Raw genomic sequence first — 17,233 nt, forward strand, 5'->3', positions numbered from 1 at the left:
GACCTAAAGGTGCGTGTCGGAACCGGGCCTGCTTCCGGTGCCGGCAGGAACTCCCGTGGGTAATATCTGCCACAGTTCGTCGATCTGTTGCGTTAGAGTCCATCAGTGCCCACCGTTCCGACCGGAGTCCCAGCTGGTGCCATCACCCCTGCCCCGCTCCCGGCGTCGGGCGTAAATTCCCGTGCACGGGGCCGCAGATCCGCTCGTCCCGTGCGCCGTAACATGCTGCAGGAAGGGGGCCGGTACCGGGCTGATATCCAGGGCCTGCGCGCCCTGGCCGTGGGGCTCGTTGTCATCTACCACGTCTGGCCTGCTGCCCTGCCGGGGGGCTTCGTCGGCGTCGACGTCTTTTTCGTCATTTCCGGGTACTTGATTGTCGGCTCGCTGGTGCGCGAGCTCGGTATCACCAAGTCGATCGACCTGGTCGCCTTCTACGGGCGCCGTATCCGCCGGCTCCTCCCCGCGGCGGCCACGGTTTTGCTGGCCACCCTGGCCATAACCGGACTGGTCTTCCCTGAAAGCCGGTGGCAGGGTGTGGCCAGAGACGCCGTCGCGGCCAGCCTGAATGTGCAGAACTGGAACCAGGCCTTCAGCGCCGCCAGCTATGCCGGCGCGACGGCGGCCGTGTCTCCGCTGCAGCATTACTGGTCGCTCGCTGTGGAGGAACAGTTCTACCTGCTGGTGCCCGTCCTGCTCCTCCTCGTTGCTGCTGCCGCACGGTCCCTCCGGACCGGCATGGCCGCAGCGGCCCTCACGGCAATCTGCACGGTCTCGGTGTTTTCCTTCATCCATTCGGTGATGTTCTCCTCATCGAATCCGGACCTGGCATATTTCTTCACCACCACCAGGATCTGGGAACTGGGCCTCGGTGGCATCCTGGCTGTCACAGCGGCCGGTCGCCGCCTGCCGCCTTGGGCCTCACTGGCCTGCGGCTGGAGCGGTCTGCTGATGATCGGCGTGGCAGCGGCCACTTTCACAACGTCCATGTTCTTCCCCGGCTGGGTGGCACTGCTTCCCACACTCGGAACAGTGCTCTGCATCCTCGCGGGAAGCGGTCCCGCTGCATCCTTCACCCTGGCGTCGGCACCCTGGTGGCAGTCACTGCGTCCGGTGACCTATCTGGGGGATATTTCCTATTCCCTGTACCTCTGGCACTGGCCGGTCACGGTTTTTACCGTTTATGCCCTAGGCCACGGTCCCGGCCCGTACTACGGAATCGCCATCATCGGGACCAGCATCATTCTGGGCGCCCTGTCCACGCGTTTCGTGGAAAAGCCGTTCCGGCACATCCAGGGCAGGGGGCGCGGGCCTGGCCGGCACGGAGCCGCCCGGACCACCTACCGTCCGGTTTATGCGCTGGCGGCCGTCCTGGTCGCGGTCCCGGTGGCAGCCGCTGCCGTCCCGTATGCCACCGTGCAGCATAAAATCGACACCCTCGGCGCGGATTACGACCTCGCCCCCTATCCCGGCGCGATGGCCTTCGACGCCGACAACCCCGTCCGGGTGCCGTCGGGTCAACCTGTGCGGCCCGAGCCTGCGGCAGCAATGTCGGACCAGCCAGTCATTGCGGAAGCCTGCAGTATCTACGATCCGGCGAATACGCCCTATTCGGAGTGTGTCTACGGTGACCCCGACGGAAGCAAGAGCATCGTCCTGGTGGGAGATTCCCATGCCGCCCACTTCATGAGTCCGCTGAACGCGGCCGCGAGGGACAAGGGCTTCCGGCTATATGTCCTGACGCGCAACGGTTGCCCGTTCAATGCACGGGCGCTGCACAGCGACACGTTCGTCTACACCAACTGTTCGTCGCAGAACCTGCAGACGGTCAAGGACATCCTTGCCATCGGGCCGGAACTGGTGGTCACGTCCGCCATGCGGCCGGAAAGCTACGCCAACGCCCTGGGCTGGACGTGGGACGTACCAAAGGACGCGGTGGACGGTTATCTCGAGGTTTTGGAGCCACTCGAAAAGGCAGGGATACGCATCGGAGTCATCGGTGACGTGCCCTATCCGGAAACCAGTGTGCCCGACTGCGTCCTTCAAGAGAGCGACATGTCCGAGTGTAGCGTTCCGCATCCTGCACATACTGGCGATCCGGATCCATTACTTGAGGCGGCGGAGCGTCTCGAGGGCAGCACGATTGTCGATCTCACCCCGTACTTCTGCGGAGAACGGGAGTGCCCGCCGGTCATCGGCAATGTGCTGGCGTACCGCGACAACCACATCACGGATACGTTCGCCCGGACGCTGGGTGAGCCGCTGCGAAGGGGCCTCGGCCTGTAGGCACCCCACCCCTTCGGGCCGTCCTTGCCTGCCCGTCCTTAGGGTCCGGGAGGCAGCAGGCTACTTGCGGGCCGAGACGCTGCCGTGGGCACGCCAGCGGATACCGGCATCGATGAAGTCGTCGATCTCGCCGTCGAACACTGCCGAGGTATTACCCACCTCGTGCTCGGTGCGCAGGTCCTTGACCATCTGGTACGGGTTGAGCACATAGGAACGCATCTGGTCGCCCCAGGAAGCCTTGACGTCGCCGGCGAACGCCTTCTTCTCGGCGTCCTCCTGCTCCTTTTTGAGCAGCAGCAGGCGGGACTGCAGCACGCGCATGGCCGCCGCGCGGTTCTGCAGCTGGGACTTCTCGTTCTGCATGGACACCACGGTCCCGGTGGGAAGGTGGGTCAGCCGGACGGCGGAGTCGGTGGTGTTCACCGACTGGCCACCTGGTCCGGAGGAACGGAACACATCAACGCGGATGTCGTTATCCGGGACATCGATGTGGTCGGTGGAGGCAATCAGCGGAATAACCTCGACGGCGGCAAACGAGGTCTGCCGGCGGCCCTGGTTATCGAACGGGCTGATGCGGACCAGGCGGTGCGTGCCGGCCTCGACCACCAGGGTACCGAAGGCGTAGGGTGCCTTGACCTCGAACGTGGCCGATTTCAGGCCGGCCTCTTCGGCGTAGGAGGTGTCAAGGACTGTGGTGGGGTACCCGTGGCGCTCGGCCCAGCGGAGGTACATCCGCAGGAGCATTTCCGCGAAGTCGGCGGCGTCCACTCCCCCGGCGCCGGAGCGGATGGTCACCACTGCCTCGCGTTCGTCGTATTCGCCGGAGAGCAGGGTGACCACTTCCAGCTGGGACAGGGACTTGCGGAGGGACTCCAGTTCCGTGACGGCCTCGGCCCTGGTCTCGGCGTCGGCCTCGTCCTGGGCCAGCTCGACCATAACCTCGAGGTCGTCGATGCGGGACTCGATGGTCTGCAGGCGTTCCAGCTCCGACTGGCGGTGCGAGAGCTTGGAAGTGACCTTCTGCGCTTCGGCGGGGTCGTCCCAGAGGTCGGGAACACCGGCCATCTCGCTGAGCTCTTCGATGTCCTCTTTGATCTTTGCCACTTCCGAGACCTCTTCAATGGAGGCGAAAGTGGAGCGGAGGGCGCGGATTTCTGCGGGAAAATCTATTTCTGCCATGGTGCTTACAGCCTACGCCATGTCCCCACACCGCTGCCTGCCGCCGTCGTCGGGCAGCCCTCCCAATAAAGGACGCGCCGGGCGTGTGCGGGAAGCGGTGTGGGTGGTCGGCGTTAGATTAAAGGAACGGATACGGAAATGCCCTTTCGAAGGAGCTAAGCCTTGACCCATCCCGAGCGCGGACGCATGTACACCCTGGACGAACTCAACGATTTGGCCGAGCAGGGCGACCCCTGGGCCATGGGGAAGGTGGATGAGTGGGAGCAGCACTTTTCCAATGAGTATGTGGGCAACATGAAGGACAGGTGTCCTGACGGCGACTGCGAGCAGTTCGGGGAGCCGGTGACCATTTGCTACGGCGAGAACGGCCAGATCCTGGACGTGGACCACGGTGGCTGGGGGCACGGACCGGCCCGCGAGGCTGAGGAACAGCGTAAGGCTTCGTAGTTACTGCAGGAGTAGTCACTGCAGCAGCCGGGCGCGGGCTTCACTGACCGCGGTCACCGGGATGCCGTCCGGCACCAGGAAGTTCACGATCGGCGGATGCACCCGGGCGGTCAGCACCACGCGCGCTGTCCGGCCGTCCGCCGTGCCGGTGTCCGAAGCGACGGTGAGGTCCGTGAACCGGGCGTCCGCTCCGGTCTCTGCAAGGTACCTCTGCGTGGCGCTCCGGACCGCGTCGGCCTTCAGCACAGCGGCAGGACCGGTCCCTGACGCGGAGTCCCCCAGTGAGAAGTTATCCGCAGCAGCGACTGCCGCACCGTCGGCGGCGGACAGCAGCTTTTTCTGCCCGATATAGACAGCCGACGACGCCATCACCACAGTGACGGTCAGCAGGGCCAGCAGGGTATACCCAATAATCAACACCCCGATCTGTCCTGCGTCGCGGTCCTCCCGCTGCCGGCGGGACACGGCCATGCCCGTTGGCCCGCTCATCCGAACCGCTCCACAACCTGGGTGGACTCCGAATCCACCACCACGGGCGACCCGCTGAGCCACGGCACCCCGGGAAGGGGCACGGTGAACCGCACGCTGACCGTGACGGTCGAGCCCGGTGCCAGGCACGCTTCCGAACAGCGGACCTCCATTAACATTCCCTCTGTTTCCAGCCCGAAGTCAGCCAGGACGAGGTCTGCCGCAGCGGCCGCACGCTGCTCGGCAGTCAAGGCGTCCGGTGCTGCGGCATAAACCTTGGCTGCGGAGTCCGCTGCGTTGACCACCGCGAACGAGGCCCCCTGGACCTGGCCGGCGGTAATCACCAGATACACCACCGGCACCAGCAGGAGCAGCCCCAGGAAGATGAACTCGACGACGGCGCTGCCGGCTTCATCCGGTTCCGGCGGGACTGTGCCTGCCTCACCGCCAGGCCGCATGGCCGCGGACCTCGATTCCGCCGTCGGGCCCAAGGAAACCAACCACCGGCAGTGGCGCCCGCACCGTAATCTCCAGCAGTCTCGACCCGTCCACGGTGCGCTCCGAGCTGCTGACATCACGGGCGTAACCATCGCCAAGCGTGCCCCCGATCAGGGTGGCGGCACGTTCGACGCCGTCCGCCGGCGTGCGGTCCGCCAGTGTCCCGTAGCGCGCACCTGTTGCTGCCGCGTCGATCAGGGTGTTGCGCACATGCAGCACCAGGGCCAGCTGGACCACCGCCATAAAAACCAGGCTCACCAGCGCTCCCACCATCACGAAGTCCACCACCGCAGAGCCCCGCGCCGGATCGGAACCCTCTATCCGGCCGCGGCAGGCGTCCCTGTGCCCATAGAACCTGTCGGCGGTGCGGCGGCGTCTCCGGATTATGGCTGCACCTGTTCAATGGCTGATTGGAACAACTGCTCCAGTGCAGGCTGAACCAGCAGCAGCAGGCCCGCCACCAGGATTGCCGACATCAGCGTGATCATTACCCAGCCCGGTACGTCGCCCCGCTCCCGGTCGGATGGATTCATGGCCGCCCGGACCTGCCGGACCAACCGGTGCCACCAGCGCGCCACAGCGGCGGCGATCGTCTTCCACGCACCGTCAGGAGCGCGCGTGCCGTCCCGGTGCCGGCTTTCATTGCTGCGGTTCATCATGTGCCCATCCCCTCGTTATGGTTTCCCTGGCATTCCGCGTTCCGGGCCGCATCCGGCCGCGCCCCACAACCCCGCTCATGACAATCCTGCTCATCACAAACCCAGCCTCAGCAGTGCCATGCCCGGGAACACTGCAAAGAGCACCGTCAACGGCAGGATGCCGAAAATGACGGGCACCATCATGCCTATTTCCTTTTTGCCGGCCGTTTCCATCAGCTCTCGCTTAGCGGTGTCGCGCACGTCCTGGGCCTGCGCCCGCATCACGTCGGCCAGCGGTGTGCCGCGGTCCACCGCGACGCTGACGCCGTCCACGAAGCGGGTCAGCGGAGCCAACCGGATCCGGTTGGAAAAATGCTGCAGGGCGCTGGACAACGGCACCCCTGAACGGGTTTCCCCAAGGATCCGGGCGAACTCGCCCGCCAGCTCTCCGTGGGCTGTCCGGGCTATCCGTTCCAAGGCGCCGTTCGCGCTCTCACCGGCACCAACAGCGAGCGCCATCATCTCCGCAAGGCTGGGGAATTCGGCGAGCATCCTGGCCTCCCGGGCACGGATCTGGGCGCCTAGCCGGTAATCCCTGAGGACAAAACCCAGAACCGCACCCAGCAGGGTTCCGGCGATCACCCCCACGGCACCCACCCGGCCGGAACCGGCCAGCCAAACGGTAACGAGTCCGCCTGCGAGGAAGCCCGTCCCCGTCCACAGCACCTGCTCTGCTCTGAAGTCCATGATGCGGAGCCCGCGGCCTGCTCTTTCCAGCCGCTGTTCCAGGTCCCGGCTCGCCGGATTGAGCCGGTTGAGCCGGAGGACCGCCAGATGCAGTGCCGGACGGAGGATGCGCTCCAACGGGCCGAACGGAGTCAGGTCCCCCGCCGTCGTCGCCAGCAACCGGGAGCCCTGTCCACCCGCCCGCAGCTGCGGGGCGATACGCTCACTGAACCGGATCTGACGCAGCAGCGGTACCCGGAGCACAGCCAGCCAGAGCGAGGATCCAAGGACCAGCCCGCAGACGATTGCCGGAAACCATGGCGCGTTCATCTGAGCACCCGCTCTTCTTCAGGAAGCGCACCGATCCTCAGCATCATTCGGTAACAGAGCACCGAGATGACGATCCCAGCCGCCAGCACGGGTGCACCGGCAGCCGATTTGTATGCAGCGACGGCTTCTGGTCGGGAGGCCAGCAGCATCAGCACAATCCACGGGGCTGCCACTGCCAGCCGGGCGGCGTTGACTGTCCAGGACTGCCGGGCCAGCAATTCGCTGCGGGTTCGGGCGTTGTCCCTGAGGAACTCATTCAATGTGGCGAGCAGACGGCCCAGGTCCGAGCCCCCAACTTCCCGCGTCAGGCGCAGTGCCTCGATAATCCGGTCCGCCACGGGATCGGCGAGGTTCGTTTTCAACCGTGTCAGGGCGGAGTCGAACTGCCCACCGGCCCGGTAGTCCGCTGCGAATTCACGAAACGGCTGCCTCAATTCCTCCGGTCCGTTATCCCCTAGCTGGATCAGTGCTTCCGGTAATGACAGACCCGCGCGGATTGCCGACCTCAGGTGGTCGACGGCGTCCGGCCAGAGCTCGGCCCGGGAGGAGCGTCTCCTGCGGGCCTGCCAGCGGACCAGAAACCGGGGAACACCAGCACCGAAAAGCCCGAAGCAGGCGGCGATCGGCACCGCACCGGTGACGGCCAGGACCAGCAACGCCGCCAGGAACCCGGCGGTTATGCTGCTGGCTATCACGGCGCCCGGCGTTACGCGCTGGATTCCGGCCTGCAGCAATTCATCCTCGAGCCTGCTGGTCCGCTGTTTCCCTGCGGGAGCGGCCGGAACCACCCAGCAGGACCGCCAGACCAGGAACAGCCCCAATCCCAGCAGCAACCCGGCGGCCGCGCTCACACCCGCACCGCCAGGAGCTCCGCCACGTTGTACCCGCCACGTGCGAACTTTTCCGGGGCAGGCATGGACACCGCTGTTACCTCGAGCCGGCCGTCTGTCCGGTGAAACACGGACGAGGATTCGATCACTCCGTTTTCCACCCGGCTGCCCAGTGCCAGGACCTCCATGACCTGGCGCTTCCCCGCGCCGGTGCGTGCGCAGTGAACCACGAGGTCGATGCAGGACGCCACGGTGGGGACCACGAAGGCGCTGGAAATGTTCCCACCCGCCAGCAGTGGGAGCGTACAGATTTTCGTCACTGCGTCGTGCGCGCTGTTGGCGTGGACGCTGCACATCCCCGGAAGCCCGGAATTCAAGGCGATCAGCATGTCCAGGCTCTCCGCTTCACGCACCTCCCCCACGATCAGGCGGTCCGGCCTCATCCGCAGGGCCTCCTTGACCAGCCTGCGCAGCGGTATCTCCCCCGTGCCCTCCAGGTTCGACTGCCTGCACTGCAGGCCGACCACATCCCGCAGCGGCAGCTGCAGCTCGAAGATCTCCTCGACCGTGACCACCCTCTCCCGCGGGCCTATCGCTGAGCCGAGGCAGTTCAGCAGGGTTGTTTTTCCGGCCTGGGTGGCCCCGGAGACCAGGATGTTAAGCCCGCTGGAGACTGCCGCGGCAAGGAAGCCTGCAGCCTGCGGGGTCAGGGTCCCCAGCTGCACCAGATGTTCCAGGCGGCTGGCCCGGGCGATGAACTTGCGGATATTCACTGCCCAGTGCCGGCGTGTGATGTCCGGGATGACCACATGCAGACGGGAACCGTCCGGCAGGGCGGCATCGACGAACGGCGAAGACAGATCCAGCCGCCGGCCGGAGGTCTTCAGCATCCGCTCCACCAGGTCCCGGATCTGGTCTGCAGACAGTGTCACGGAGGTCAGTTCCGACCGGCCGTCACGGGCGGCGTAAATGTCCGTCGGTGAGTTGATCCAGACTTCCTCCACCGTAGGGTCGTCCAGCAGCGGCTGCAGGGAGCCAAACCCCGCAACGGCGTCGTACACCCGCCGGCGTGCCTGCTCCAGTGCTCCCAACGGCGGCAGCGATCCGAGAAGGGAGCGCTCGTCATAATCCGCGACGGCTTCCGCCACCAGCCGCCGCACTTCGGCAAGCTGGCTTGCCGGATCCAATCCGCGTACGCGGATCAGTTCCCGGACCTCGTCCTCCACTATCCCCACGGCATCCACTGGCTGTCCCCCGGAGTAATCACGGAAAAGGGCCGGAAGCCCGGTCCCTCCCGCGAGACTGGTGCAGCCGGTTTGCGGCCACGGCGCTCAGCCTAGGAGCGCTGAGGAGCTTTGGGGAGGGTAGTGCCCCGACGTGTGGATAACCCGGTAAGTACCAGCAGCACGGACGGCAGGAAAGCCAGACAGGAAACCGGCCGGCAGCCGGTCTTTGGGCACGCACAATTCTTTCCGCCTTGTTCCGGGTCTGGATCTGCCAACTGCTGTTGTCCGCCGGAGCCGGAACGGGCGAATATTAGCCCTACGCTGCCCGTTACATCTTTATTTCCACGCTATCGGTCAGCTTTGTCCATAAAACGCATCCGCCACGGCCAATGGGCGCGTCAGGCGATACCCACTCCGATATTCTTCATGGTGACCCGCATCTCCCAAGAGAAATAACCTGGAGAAATAAGATTGTGAACAGAACTACTTACACCCGCTGGCTGGGGGGTGCGGTCCTGGGCAGCGTCCTGGTGTTCAATGCCCTTCCCGCTGCCGCAATGCCGGTTCCGGGTCCTTCGGAACAGCTCACGGAGCCGACGCAGGCCGCCGTTGAATCAAACCCGGCGGAATCACCGGTCCCCGGAACACCCGGGAACGTCACCGGAACGGAGCCGGGCGGGGAAACACCGCTCGAGGTTCCCGAACCGCTGAGAACAGGCCCGGCCACGCCGGAAGCCGAAGACGCGGGGGCACAGTCCTCCGAAACCCTGGAAGAGAGCGTCGGACCCCTGGGAGCCCGGATGGGTCAGGGCCTGGAGCGCCTGCTGGAGACCGGAGACCCCCAGGTCCCCACCGAGGAAGAGGTCAAGGAACGCACCGAAGCCGAGACCAGTCCCGAGGCTCCGCTGCAGGTTCCGGATCTGACCGCCGGGACTCCTTTCTCGGCGGCTGCAGCTTCCAAGTCCGGCAAGGCTGCGGACGGAACCTTCCGTGCTGTTGCCCAGACATCCTCGGGTAAGCCGAACATGTCCCTGGCCGCGAACTGGATGCCCAATGGCATCCAGGGACTTGATGTCAGCAGCCACCAGAACAATGTTGACTGGAACTCGGCGTGGAACCAGGGCGGACGCTTCGCCTACGTAAAGGCCACTGAGGGAACGTATTACAAGAACCCCTATTACAACCAGCAGTACGTGGGCTCAGCCAATGTCGGAATGGTCCGCGGCGCCTACCACTTTGCCATTCCCAGTCCCGGATCAGCAGTATCCGAGGCACACTACTTCGTTGATAACGGCGGCGGTTGGACCGGTGACGGCAGGACACTTCCGCCGCTGCTTGATATCGAATACAACCCCTATCCGCAGTTGGGCAACACCTGCTACAACATGAACTGGTCGCAGATGGTGACGTGGATCCAGGAATTCTCGAACACCATTCAATCGCGCACAGGCCGGGTGCCGATGATCTACACCACCACTGACTGGTGGCGCACATGCACAGGCAACACCACTGCTTTCGCTAACCATCCCCTGCATATTGCGAGCTACAGCCAGGCCGGACCCGGCGCCATGCCGGCCGGGTGGGGCAATTACGACGTCTGGCAGTACAGCAGCACCGGACCGTTTGTTGGCGACTCCAACGTCTGGAAGGGGGATGGTGCTTCGCTGGGTGCCTTTGCCGCCGGCTCCTCCCCCGGCCGCGATGCGATTACCGCCAAGGCTGCGGCAACGCCGTCGCTGGGCTCTGCCACCAGCCAGGTTGTCTGTGGAATCGGTTCCAACGGCTGCGTCCAGAACTACCAATCCGGGCAGATCCACTGGACGGCTGCGACCGGGGCGAGGGTCACCAAGGGTGGCATCAACGCGATGTGGGCAGGCACCGGATGGGAAGCGGGTCCGCTTGGCTATCCTGTGTCCGACGAAATCTGTGGACTGGCAAAGGGCGGTTGTCTGCAGCAATTCCAGAGCGGAAACGCCTATTGGACCCCCGTGACGGGAGCCAAATACACCAAGGGCGCCATTGACACCATGTGGAGCGACATGGGGCGCGAACGCAGCCAACTGGGCTACCCCACGACCAACGAGCGGTGCGGCCTCAGCGGCGGCGGCTGCGTGCAGGACTTCCAAGGCGGCCAGATCCATTGGAGCCCGGCGACCGGAGCACGTCCCACGTACGGTCCGGTAGCAGCTAAATGGTCATCCCTGGGATGGGAGGGCGGCAAACTGGGCTATCCCACCGGCTCCCCCACCTGCGGCTTGGCTAAGAGCGGCTGCTACCAGGACTTCCAAGGCGGCCAGATCCACTGGACCTCCGCTACCGGCGCCCACCCCACCTGGGGTGCCATCGCTTCGACCTGGGCCGCCGCAGGTTGGGAGAAGGGCAGCCTGGGCTACCCGACCACCGACGAGGTGTGCACCGCCACCGGAGCATGCCGCCAGAAGTTCGAACATGGAACGCTCGAGTGGATCCCCGGCCGGGGTGTTGTCCGCAGCTAAAACGACGTGAGGGGTGCCCGGGTTTTTCCCGGGCACCCCTCAGGTGATAAGGCCGCGTCAAAACCCGCGGCCGTGCCCGTTAGGGCAGGGACTCCGCCAGATAATCTTCAAGCGCGTCCTTCATTCCCCGCGGGCTGAACCCGGTGTCGCGGATCCTGTCCAGAGGCAGCATGCTGTTCAGCGGCCGGGGGGCTGCTTCCTTGCCCTGGAAGTACTCGGCAGTACTGACACCCGTCACGTCCGTCCGGCTGCGGCCCACGAACTCATAGACGTCGGCTGCGATCTCAGCCCAGCTGACGGCCGGCCCGTCATTGGTCACGTTGTACGTGCCATACGGGGCGTGGCTCTCCAGCAGGTGAAGGATCGCCGCCGCGAGATCCTTGGTGAAGGTCAGGCGCCCGATCTGGTCGTTGACGACTGCAGGCTTGATCTCCCGCTGGGCGAGGGCAGCCATGGTCCGCACAAAATTGTTGCCCTCGCCGATGACCCAGCTGGTTCGGACGGTGTAGTGGCGGGGAACCACCGATACGGCCGCATCTCCGGCCGCCTTGGTCTGCCCGTAGACGCCCAGCGGGGAGAATGGTTCATCCTCCGGATGCTCGTCCCGTGTCCCGTCGAAGACATAGTCTGAGGAAACGTTCACCAGCGTGATGTTGTGTTCCGCTGCCACCTTGGCGAGGGCTGCCACGGCAGCGGTGTTGATATTCCAGGCTGCTGCCCGGCCCTCCGGGCTCTCCGCCGCATCCACGGCAGTGAACGCCGCCGCATTAATGATGGTGGAGTACTGATTCCAGTTCCGGGCCGAGTAGGCCGCCGGGTCGGTCAGGTCGAAGTCGGCGCGCGCCGCGAACTCCACCGCTCCCGTGTCTCCGAGAGCACCGCGGAGTGCCTTGCCCAGCTGACCATCCGCTCCCAGGACCAGGGTCTTTTGCCGCGGCATCGGCGTGACGTCCGCCAGACGCGGATGCACCCGGTCCTTGTCCGACAGTTCCGCGTCCTTCAGCGGAATGGGCCATGCGATAGCCGCAGTCTCGTCGCCAAGGTTCAGGAAGGTGTACTGACCCTGGGCGTCAGCGCTCCAGTGGTCATTAACCAGGTAGGTGTACGCCGTGTTGTCCTCCAGCGTCTGGAAGGCGTTGCCCACCCCGCGTGGGATAAAGATGGCCCGGCTGGGATCAAGCTCAGCGGTGAAAACCGTTCCGAAGGAGGGGCCTTCGCGCAGATCAACCCAGGCACCGAAGATTCGTCCGGTGGCCACCCCGATGAATTTATCCCACGGCTCAGCATGGATGCCGCGGGTTGTCCCAGCCTTTTCGTTGAAGGAAATGTTGTTCTGCACCGGTCCAAAATCCGGCAGCCCAAGGGCCACCATCTTTTCCTGCTGCCAGTTCTCCTTGAACCAGCCCCGGTTGTCCCCGTGTACCGGGAGATCAATGAGCAGCACGCCCGGGATGGGCGTGGGGTGGGCGGCCAGCGGTTTCGAGAATTCGACGGTCATCGGCGTTACTGTCCCTGTTCTGTGTACTTGGCCTCGGTTGCATCCTTCTGCGGACGCCACCAGGCTTCATTTTCCCGGTACCAGGCAATGGTCTCTTCGATGCCCTGATCAAAGTTGGAGAACGCCGGCAGCCATCCCAGCTCCGTGCGCAGCTTCGACGAATCAATGGCGTAGCGCAGATCGTGGCCGGGGCGGTCGATGACCTGGTCGTAAGCGTCCGCGGGCTGTCCCATATGCTTCAGGATCAGTTCGATGACTTCCTTGTTGTTCTTCTCGCCGTCGGCGCCGATCAGGTAGGTCTGGCCGATCCGGCCTTTCTCCAGGATGGCGAGCACTGCCGAGGAATGGTCATCGGCATGGATCCAGTCCCGGACATTTTCGCCGGCCCCGTAGAGCTTGGGCCGAACACCGTCAATCACGTTCGTGATCTGGCGGGGAATGAATTTCTCCACATGCTGGAACGGCCCGTAGTTGTTGGAGCAGTTGCTGATGGTGGCCTGGACCCCGAAGGAGCGGACCCAAGCGCGGACCAGCAGGTCGGAGCCGGCCTTCGTGGAGGAATACGGGCTGGAGGGGTTATAGGGAGTGGCCTCCGTGAAACGTTGGGGATCATCCAGCTCCAGGTCACCGTAGACCTCGTCGGTGGAAATGTGGTGGAAGCGTTTCCCGTATCGGCGGACCGCTTCGAGCAGCGTATAGGTGCCGATGATGTTGGTATCCAGGAACGGCCGCGGATCGTGCAGCGAGTTGTCATTATGGGACTCGGCGGCATAGTGGACGACGGCGTCGGCGTCCGCCACCAGCCGGTCCACCAGCTCTGCGTCGCAGATATCGCCCTTGACGAATGTGAAGCGGTCCTCCGGCAGGCCATCCAGCGAGGCCAGGTTTCCCGCGTAGGTCAGCCGGTCCAGCACAGTCAGGTGGGCATCGGTGTGCTCGATCGCGTAGTGGACGAAATTGGAGCCGATGAAGCCGGCGCCGCCGGTCACAAGGAGTTTCTGCATGCCACCACTCTATAGTCTTGGCACTGCGCATTTCCGGCGTCCGGCCCGCCGCCGCCGGGTCTGTGGACCCATCGACTAGAATCTACAGGTGGATACTTCGAGGAAGCCAAGGGCCGTCAGACCGGTGCGGGCATGAGTGGACCTGATCCCTCACCAGACGAATCCGGCGGCGGCGGACCGGGCAGCAAGGGGCTGTCCGGCGTCGGAGTGTCATCCCTGATAGCAGCGGCCTCAGGATATTTCGTCCTCTTTATCGCCGCCCGTGTCTTGGATAAACCTGACAACGCTGCCTTTCTCACTTACTGGGCCGCGTTGTTCTTCGTCATCGGGATCCTCTCCGGAATCATCAATGAGACCACGCGCGCCGTCAGCAACTCTTCACGGCTAAGCGGACCGGCCACCGGGCCGCCCGTCCTCGCCGCCGGCCTGGGCATCGGTGCGGCGGTTTCCGTTGCCATCCTCGCGACAGCTCCTTTGTGGGCGGACATGCTGTTTGCCGACGCAACCTGGCTGGTGGTCGTGGGAATCAGCGTGACGGCCATAGCCTATGCCGGTCATGCTTCCCTGGCCGGCGCCGCCGGCGGCCAGCAGCGGTGGAGCCTGTTTGCCCGGCTCGCAGGCTTGGAAGCCCTCATCAGGCTGGCTGTGGTGGCCGCTGTTGCCCTGCTGGCAGCGGACCTGGTGGGCATCGAACTGGCCTGCATGGCCGGCGCCTTTGTATGGATAGCCATCCTGCTCCTCAGCCCGGGCGCCCGGGAGGCCGCAGGGGCGCGTTCCGACGTTCCGGCCCGGGAACTGCTCGGCAGGATGGGCCATTCGCTGGTCTCTGCGGCTGCGACTGCCACGTTGATCACCGGATATCCGATCATGCTCAAGCTCACCACCCCCGGCGCCGAATACGCTCTGGCCGCACCGCTGATCCTGGCAATATCCCTGACCCGGGCACCGATCATGCTCCCCCTGCAGGCCTTCCAGGCGGTCCTCATCACGCATTTCGTTAACGCCACCGGGGACCGCGCATTCGTGCGGCTGCTCAAGCTCCTGGGCTTGATTCTTGCCGTCGGGGCAGTTGGGGCCGGCTTGGCTGCCTGGCTGGGACCCACCATTATGCTGATCTTCGGCCCCGACTACTCGGTGGACCCGTTGACAATGGCTGCACTGACCTTCGGGGCGGCCCTCATGGCAGCCCTCACGCTGACCGGGACGTTGTGCCTGGCCTTCGCCCGGCACCGGCTTTACGCATTGGGCTGGGTCGTGGCCACGGCCGTCGCCTTCGCCGCGCTTCTCCTGGATCTGCCCCTTCTGGACAGGGTCTACATCAGTCTCCTGGCCGGCCCTCTGGCCGGAACCCTGGTTCACGCCTTCGCGTTCCGCGGACGGGCCATGGCCACCCCGTCCAATCCGTCCACCGAGTCCAAGGACCTGATATGACCGACCAGCCCGCCGTAAGCATCATCATCCCCTGCTACAACGCGGAGGAAGTCCTCCCCCGGGCGGTCGCCAGCGTACTGGCCCAGTCCTTCAAGGACTGGGAACTGATCCTGGTTGACGACTGTTCTACGGATGGCACCGCCCGGGTGGCGGGAACCCTGCAGTCGACGGACCCTTCCGGCCGGATCGAGGTGGTGCACCTGGCTGAAAACAGCGGAAGCTCCGCGGCGCGGAACGCAGGATTGGACCAGGCCACCGGTACCTACGTTGCTTTTCTTGATGCCGACGACGAAATGCTCCCGGCGTTCCTGGCCCGGCTGGTCGAGGCAATGGCCGGTGACACCGACATCGTCCTCTGCGGGCACTACATGGTGGCGGGCGACGGCGGAACGACCAAGCGGACCAGCAGACAGCTGGGCCGGTTGGGGACGGACGATGCTGTCCGCGCGGGCATGACCGGTGCCTTGACGCCGTTCCCCTGGGACAAGCTCTACCGCCGCTCCCTCTTCGACGGGCTGCGTTACCCGGTGGGCGCCCAGCGCTTTGAGGACATGACCATGAATGTCGCCTTGTATGCCAGAAGCCAGGCCGTGCTGGTCCTCGACGAACCCCTTCACCGTTACTACGTCTCCGGCGGATCGCTGACCTGGGGCCGGGTGCCGAGCGCCCAGGACACGGAAATTGCCCTGAAACACCTCGAATCCAGCCTTGACCCGCAGTACCTTACGGGCCGTTTCGCGTCCGCTTATGCCTGCATGCAGACACTCACCACAATGCTGGTCGCGCAGAGTGCCATCGCGGCCGGCCGCAGCCCGGAAGCCGACGAGACCCTACGCGCATGCCGTGCCAAATTGGGCCTCAGCCAGCTTGCGGGCACCGCTGGGGTCTCACCGGTCCTGGCCGCCGCCGGCGCAGTCCTGAAGTTCGCTCCGGCCGTCTTCGCCGGGCTCTACCGCCGTTATGCAGCCAAGACATACGGCATGGGCAAGGTTTGAGGCCTTCTCCTTGTAGTGCTTCAGCTTCAATCCACCTAAAAGAATTGGTATAGATTAAGAGATATGGCCATTCCCCCTAATCAACGCGTCCTTGTTGTCATGCCCGCGTGGAACGAGGCCGAGACGGTCGGATCGACCATCCGCGAGGTCCTGTCCCTCGAGGAACATTTCGATGTTCTGGTCGTAAACGACGGCTCCACCGACAACACGGCCGCTGTGGCGGCCGAAGCGGGAGCCACGGTCCTCCAACTGCCGTTCAACCTCGGTGTCGGCGGAGCCATGCGCGCAGGGTTCAAGTACGCCGTCCGCCTTGGCTACGACCGTGTCATCCAGGTCGACGCCGACGGCCAGCACGACCCCGCAGACATTCGGCGGGTTCTCGACGGACTGGAGCACGCCGATATTTCCATTGGCGCCCGGTTCGCCAAGCGGGGAACCTATAAGGTTTCCGGCCCGCGTAAATGGGCCATGCAGGTGCTTGCCGCCGTCATCTCTTCCCTTGCGGACACCCGTCTGACGGACGTCACAAGCGGTTTCCGGGCGGCAAACAAGCGCGCGTTGAACCAGTATCTCGACCACTACCCCGCCGAATATCTGGGGGACACCATCGATTCCCTGGTCGTTGCCATCCGGTCCGGCTGCGTAGTGACCCAGGTGCCGGTGGAGATGCGCGTCCGCCAAGGCGGTAAACCCAGCCATAACCCGCTTAAAGCCGGCATTTACCTGGGCCGTTCAATTTTTGCCCTCCTTTTCGCGCTGACACGCAAAAAATCCGATTCCTCAACCATTAATGGAGCGTGAGCAGTGGCAATTATCGCCGCATTTGCCTTGCCCCTGATCATCCTTGTTTTCGTCCTGGATCTGCTGCGCAGGAAGAAGCTCCGCGAAAAGTACGCGGCGTTATGGCTGATCGTGGGATTCCTCATCCTGATCCTGGCCTGGTTCCCCTACCTTCTGGGCGTGGCAGCCGGGCTGCTTGGCGTCCAGGTGCCATCCAACCTGCTCTTCGCAATCAGCATCGTCTTCCTCCTTGGCGTCCTGCTCCACCTTTCGGTGGAAATCTCCGAGGTCGAAGACGAAACCCGCACCCTGGCTGAAGAAGTCGCCATCCTGCGCGTCCAGGTTGAGAAGCTGTCGTGCTCGCAGGACAACGGATCCGCGGCCTCCGCCGACCAGCCGTAGCGG

At 64.6% G+C, this 17,233-nt stretch carries 17 protein-coding genes; 7 read left to right on the forward strand and 10 right to left on the reverse strand.

Going from position 1 to position 17,233, the window contains the following annotated elements; genetic code table 11:
- Window positions 1–210 precede the first annotated feature (210 nt).
- Complete coding sequence (locus tag QNO10_RS10195) at window positions 211–2,283, forward strand: acyltransferase family protein (protein WP_229950516.1); 2,073 nt, start codon at window positions 211–213, stop codon at window positions 2,281–2,283.
- A gap of 60 nt (window positions 2,284–2,343) precedes the next feature.
- Here the strand turns inward: QNO10_RS10195 and prfB are convergent, their stop codons facing one another.
- Complete coding sequence (prfB, locus tag QNO10_RS10200) at window positions 2,344–3,462, reverse strand: peptide chain release factor 2 (protein ID WP_229950514.1); 1,119 nt, start codon at window positions 3,460–3,462, stop codon at window positions 2,344–2,346.
- A 162-nt stretch (window positions 3,463–3,624) separates the two neighbouring features.
- Here prfB and QNO10_RS10205 point away from each other — a divergent pair, with 162 nt between their 5' ends.
- Window positions 3,625–3,909: a hypothetical protein gene (locus tag QNO10_RS10205; RefSeq protein ID WP_229950510.1), complete on the forward strand. Its 285-nt coding sequence runs from the start codon at window positions 3,625–3,627 to the stop codon at window positions 3,907–3,909.
- Between the two features lie 15 nt (window positions 3,910–3,924).
- Here the strand turns inward: QNO10_RS10205 and QNO10_RS10210 are convergent, their stop codons facing one another.
- From QNO10_RS10210 to QNO10_RS10240, 7 genes are all read right to left on the reverse strand, one after another.
- Entirely contained in the window at window positions 3,925–4,398 is a 474-nt protein-coding gene (locus QNO10_RS10210) for a pilus assembly protein TadG-related protein (protein ID WP_229950507.1), read from the reverse strand.
- Window positions 4,395–4,835 carry a hypothetical protein gene (locus tag QNO10_RS10215; RefSeq protein WP_229950504.1) on the reverse strand — a complete coding sequence of 147 codons (441 nt, stop codon included), beginning with the start codon at window positions 4,833–4,835 and terminating at the stop codon, window positions 4,395–4,397. The genes QNO10_RS10210 and QNO10_RS10215 overlap by 4 nt, the downstream gene beginning before the upstream one ends.
- The gene (locus tag QNO10_RS10220; protein ID WP_502864948.1) at window positions 4,819–5,160 is read right to left on the reverse strand and encodes a TadE family protein; all 342 of its coding nucleotides are present in this window, start codon (window positions 5,158–5,160) and stop codon (window positions 4,819–4,821) included. The genes QNO10_RS10215 and QNO10_RS10220 overlap by 17 nt, the downstream gene beginning before the upstream one ends.
- A 98-nt stretch (window positions 5,161–5,258) precedes the next feature.
- Window positions 5,259–5,534, reverse strand: coding sequence for a hypothetical protein (locus QNO10_RS10225; protein WP_229950856.1), 276 nt, complete (start codon window positions 5,532–5,534; stop codon window positions 5,259–5,261).
- Between the two features lie 93 nt (window positions 5,535–5,627).
- Entirely contained in the window at window positions 5,628–6,569 is a 942-nt protein-coding gene (locus QNO10_RS10230; protein ID WP_229950502.1) for a type II secretion system F family protein, read from the reverse strand.
- The gene (locus tag QNO10_RS10235; RefSeq protein WP_229950500.1) at window positions 6,566–7,420 is read right to left on the reverse strand and encodes a type II secretion system F family protein; all 855 of its coding nucleotides are present in this window, start codon (window positions 7,418–7,420) and stop codon (window positions 6,566–6,568) included. Before QNO10_RS10235 ends, QNO10_RS10230 begins: the two co-directional genes overlap by 4 nt.
- Window positions 7,417–8,643 (reverse strand): TadA family conjugal transfer-associated ATPase, encoded by a 1,227-nt coding sequence (locus QNO10_RS10240; RefSeq protein ID WP_229950492.1) that lies wholly within the window; start codon window positions 8,641–8,643, stop codon window positions 7,417–7,419. The genes QNO10_RS10235 and QNO10_RS10240 overlap by 4 nt, the downstream gene beginning before the upstream one ends.
- A gap of 455 nt (window positions 8,644–9,098) precedes the next feature.
- On the opposite strand from QNO10_RS10240, the gene QNO10_RS10245 reads away from it, so the two are divergent.
- Window positions 9,099–11,120: a GH25 family lysozyme gene (locus QNO10_RS10245; RefSeq protein WP_229950488.1), complete on the forward strand. Its 2,022-nt coding sequence runs from the start codon at window positions 9,099–9,101 to the stop codon at window positions 11,118–11,120.
- A 79-nt stretch (window positions 11,121–11,199) separates the two neighbouring features.
- Here the strand turns inward: QNO10_RS10245 and QNO10_RS10250 are convergent, their stop codons facing one another.
- Window positions 11,200–12,618 (reverse strand): sugar nucleotide-binding protein, encoded by a 1,419-nt coding sequence (locus QNO10_RS10250; protein ID WP_229950486.1) that lies wholly within the window; start codon window positions 12,616–12,618, stop codon window positions 11,200–11,202.
- Window positions 12,619–12,623: 5 nt separating this feature from the next.
- The gene (rfbB, locus tag QNO10_RS10255; RefSeq protein ID WP_229950484.1) at window positions 12,624–13,622 is read right to left on the reverse strand and encodes a dTDP-glucose 4,6-dehydratase; all 999 of its coding nucleotides are present in this window, start codon (window positions 13,620–13,622) and stop codon (window positions 12,624–12,626) included.
- Window positions 13,623–13,754: 132 nt separating this feature from the next.
- Between rfbB and QNO10_RS10260 the strand changes: the two genes are divergently transcribed.
- The 4 genes from QNO10_RS10260 (at window position 13,755) to QNO10_RS10275 (ending at window position 17,230) form a co-directional block, all read left to right on the forward strand.
- Entirely contained in the window at window positions 13,755–15,053 is a 1,299-nt protein-coding gene (locus QNO10_RS10260) for a hypothetical protein (RefSeq protein WP_229950480.1), read from the forward strand.
- The gene (locus QNO10_RS10265) at window positions 15,050–16,048 is read left to right on the forward strand and encodes a glycosyltransferase family 2 protein (protein WP_229950478.1); all 999 of its coding nucleotides are present in this window, start codon (window positions 15,050–15,052) and stop codon (window positions 16,046–16,048) included. The genes QNO10_RS10260 and QNO10_RS10265 overlap by 4 nt, the downstream gene beginning before the upstream one ends.
- A 63-nt stretch (window positions 16,049–16,111) precedes the next feature.
- On the forward strand, window positions 16,112–16,849 hold the full coding sequence (locus QNO10_RS10270; protein ID WP_229950474.1) for a glycosyltransferase family 2 protein: 738 nt from the start codon (window positions 16,112–16,114) through the stop codon (window positions 16,847–16,849).
- 3 nt (window positions 16,850–16,852) lie between these two features.
- The gene (locus QNO10_RS10275) at window positions 16,853–17,230 is read left to right on the forward strand and encodes a DUF2304 domain-containing protein (RefSeq protein ID WP_229950471.1); all 378 of its coding nucleotides are present in this window, start codon (window positions 16,853–16,855) and stop codon (window positions 17,228–17,230) included.
- Window positions 17,231–17,233 lie beyond the last annotated feature (3 nt).

Origin of the sequence: Arthrobacter sp. zg-Y919 (assembly GCF_030142045.1) — a bacterium.
GTDB lineage: Bacteria > Actinomycetota > Actinomycetes > Actinomycetales > Micrococcaceae > Arthrobacter_B.

Coding starts and splice junctions, on each gene's coding strand:
- QNO10_RS10260 (WP_229950480.1), top strand. CDS start 13,755: ATGAGTGGACCTGATCCCTCACCAGACGAATCCGGCGGCGGCGGACCG.
- QNO10_RS10210 (WP_229950507.1), bottom strand. CDS start 4,398: ATGAGCGGGCCAACGGGCATGGCCGTGTCCCGCCGGCAGCGGGAGGAC.
- rfbB (WP_229950484.1), bottom strand. CDS start 13,622: ATGCAGAAACTCCTTGTGACCGGCGGCGCCGGCTTCATCGGCTCCAAT.
- QNO10_RS10215 (WP_229950504.1), bottom strand. CDS start 4,835: ATGCGGCCTGGCGGTGAGGCAGGCACAGTCCCGCCGGAACCGGATGAA.
- QNO10_RS10265 (WP_229950478.1), top strand. CDS start 15,050: ATGACCGACCAGCCCGCCGTAAGCATCATCATCCCCTGCTACAACGCG.
- QNO10_RS10230 (WP_229950502.1), bottom strand. CDS start 6,569: ATGAACGCGCCATGGTTTCCGGCAATCGTCTGCGGGCTGGTCCTTGGA.
- prfB (WP_229950514.1), bottom strand. CDS start 3,462: ATGGCAGAAATAGATTTTCCCGCAGAAATCCGCGCCCTCCGCTCCACT.
- QNO10_RS10270 (WP_229950474.1), top strand. CDS start 16,112: ATGGCCATTCCCCCTAATCAACGCGTCCTTGTTGTCATGCCCGCGTGG.
- QNO10_RS10225 (WP_229950856.1), bottom strand. CDS start 5,534: ATGATGAACCGCAGCAATGAAAGCCGGCACCGGGACGGCACGCGCGCT.
- QNO10_RS10250 (WP_229950486.1), bottom strand. CDS start 12,618: ATGACCGTCGAATTCTCGAAACCGCTGGCCGCCCACCCCACGCCCATC.